The organism is Bacillus sp. JJ1532 (assembly GCF_036965085.1).
Taxonomy (GTDB): Bacteria; Bacillota; Bacilli; order Bacillales; family Cytobacillaceae; genus Cytobacillus.
Window position 1 is genome coordinate 1,132 of the sequence record NZ_JBALOW010000146.1, and the last position, 2,509, is coordinate 3,640.

Annotated in this window: 2 protein-coding genes; one reads left to right on the top strand and one right to left on the bottom strand. The window is 29.2% G+C overall.

All coding sequences use genetic code 11. The features are described 5' to 3' along the window. On the top strand, positions 1–894 hold an 894-nt coding region (locus V7122_RS25505; protein WP_335530097.1), incomplete at its 5' end, for a hypothetical protein. A 658-nt stretch (positions 895–1,552) separates the two neighbouring features. Here V7122_RS25505 and V7122_RS25510 read toward each other — a convergent pair. Further along, the gene (locus V7122_RS25510) at positions 1,553–2,413 is read right to left on the bottom strand and encodes a hypothetical protein (RefSeq protein WP_335530100.1); all 861 of its coding nucleotides are present in this window, start codon (positions 2,411–2,413) and stop codon (positions 1,553–1,555) included. Positions 2,414–2,509: the final 96 nt, after the last annotated feature.

Consider the following 2,509-nt stretch of genomic DNA (forward strand, 5'->3'; position numbering starts at 1 on the left):
TTAGTTTATTTTAGTAAATTTAAAGTAGATAATGAGCTTAATAGGCTTAATAAAGATATCACTCAAACAGAACGAAACAATTTTCGGGAAGAATATGTTTCTCGTTATATGAATCCGTGGATTAGGCCTTTATTAGCAACTCATTCTAATTTCTCTACAAATAATGATAACTTTATAGCATTGATTAAAGAGGTGGAGAGAAGACTCATCCGTTTGAATAATTCCATTAAAAATATAGTGGATTATGATTTCCTAAGCTCAGAGTTAAGACATTTAGTATTGACTGGAACAGGTATAGAAGTATGTCCTTACTGTAATAGGCAGTATATTACACCTTATCAAAAGGGGACAAAAATAAAATCGACTGCTGACCTTGATCACTTTTTCCCTAAATCTATTTTTCAGTTGTTATCTTTGTCTTTGTTTAACTTTGTGCCTTCTTGTCAAATATGTAATTCGAGATTTAAGTTGGCAAGAAGTTTAGAAATTCTTTATCCATATAATGATGGATTTAATAATAATGCAGTTTTTGAAGTGAAATTAAATTCTAACAGCACGCTTGAATCTATTACTGGTAAAAATACGATCTTTGATTTGACTATAAACATAAGTCCAGAATGGAGTAATAAAATTGAAGTTGAAAATAGTATTAAACTCTTTAATCTTAGGGAAGTTTATCAAAGTCATAAAGATTATATAAGAGAGATATTATATAAAAAAAATGCTTACTCTGATACATATAAAGGGCAGCTTAAACAGTTGTTCTCAGATATGAATTTAGGCTTGACCGAAATAAACTTATTTTTATATGGTAAAGACTTAAAACCGGGTCATTTGGGTAAAAGACCTTTATCAAAACTTACATATGATATTATTAATTCCGCAAAAAGATAAAAGAAAATGTTTGCCTACAGGGAAATGACGGATTTCTAATTACTTTAAGAAGGATAGTCTACTCAACGTGTAGCAGGAAACGTGAAGTCCTTTAAGTAATCATCGCTTATTCGTTCTACTAATAGAAAGAAAATTGTGTTAGCAGAAATGCTAATATTTTGCTCATGCAGTCAAGTGAAAAAAGGTAATATACTGCACTTCGCCCAACATCGTTAAAGGTATTAAACACTCTCATCAGTGGAGGATATGGGGCGATACAAATCTTATAAACTTTTACTAAAAGGAGGGATAAATTAATATGAGTTGAATTTGCTTTTCTTGGCAATCAGATATTAATTGTGAGGACGAAAATTTTTATAGTGGCGGCAAAGGAATATGGGTAAAACACTCATTATTGAAAGGGATTAGAAATAGATTCAGTTAAGAACTTAAAGATTAATTTAAGGGGACTGTCCATTAATTCAGAATCCAAAATCTTTGAATTGACGGACAGCCCTTATTACTAAACACTAATAATAATCTAAGTTCAACCCCAAAAGGTTTATTTTAAATTCTGTATCTCCTATTGTTTTACTTACGATAACTTTACTATTCTCTTCATCATCATAGGTTACATTTGTTTCTAAAGAACGGATTTCATTTATCAAGTCCTTTAAATTTAGTTTTGTACCAACTGAGAATTTTTCAAGTAAAAACAATATTGTGTAAATAGGCAGCAAGTGTTTATTACAATATGAATTTGTGTCCTCTTATCTAAAGCAATATAGGTAATTTTAACATTTTCTGATAGATTTTCTATACAAGTGTCATTGTCGAATATAAAGTCTATATTAGCTTTATTCGACTCAAGGAAAGTTTTGTGTTTGTCTAATTGTTTATTATATATCTCGTTTATGGTTCTAGTAATTTTAACAAAGTCTTCTATAGGTAAATAAACGTTATCCTTCCATTTGCATTCTATAATTAATAAATTGTTTGTTTCAATATCATAGATTGCAAAATCCACATCACTATTATCTTTTTTGCCATTAAGTTCAAATTCAGAGTACTTTTCATAAACAAATTTTATATTTGAATGTGTTTGTACTTTTTTTATCAATTCCTTAATGATACTTGCAGAAATAGTTTCATCTCTGTTTGTAAATTGTATGTTTCTAAAGTAATGTCCATTTACTATACTGAAATGCCAATCATTTAGAATAGTAGAACTAGGTATAAAGAAAATCTCCCCTTGATGCTCAACTAATGGAAGTTCTAAGAGTGTTCCTCCTTTATCTAAAACTAAATAATCAATATACCTTTTAACAACTTCAAAATGGATGTTAGTTACATTTGCAATTTTATTAATTAACCACTCTCGATCAAATATTAAAAGGGTGTCTTCTAGATTAAAGCGATGATGAGCATCAAAAGCTTTGTACTTGTAGTGAGTCACTTGACCAAGGTAAAATAAGGTTCCAATTATTCTATTTAAATTGTCATTATCTTCAAGTAATTGGCTTTTGACATTATTGCCCATTTTTATGTATCCTGTTTTACACGTTCATAACTAAGTTCCAATAAATCCATATCAAATCTTGAAATTAGCTCGCCTAAGTATTCAAGGTGTTTTTTT

Coding starts and splice junctions, on each gene's coding strand:
- V7122_RS25510 (WP_335530100.1), bottom strand. CDS start 2,413: ATGGGCAATAATGTCAAAAGCCAATTACTTGAAGATAATGACAATTTA.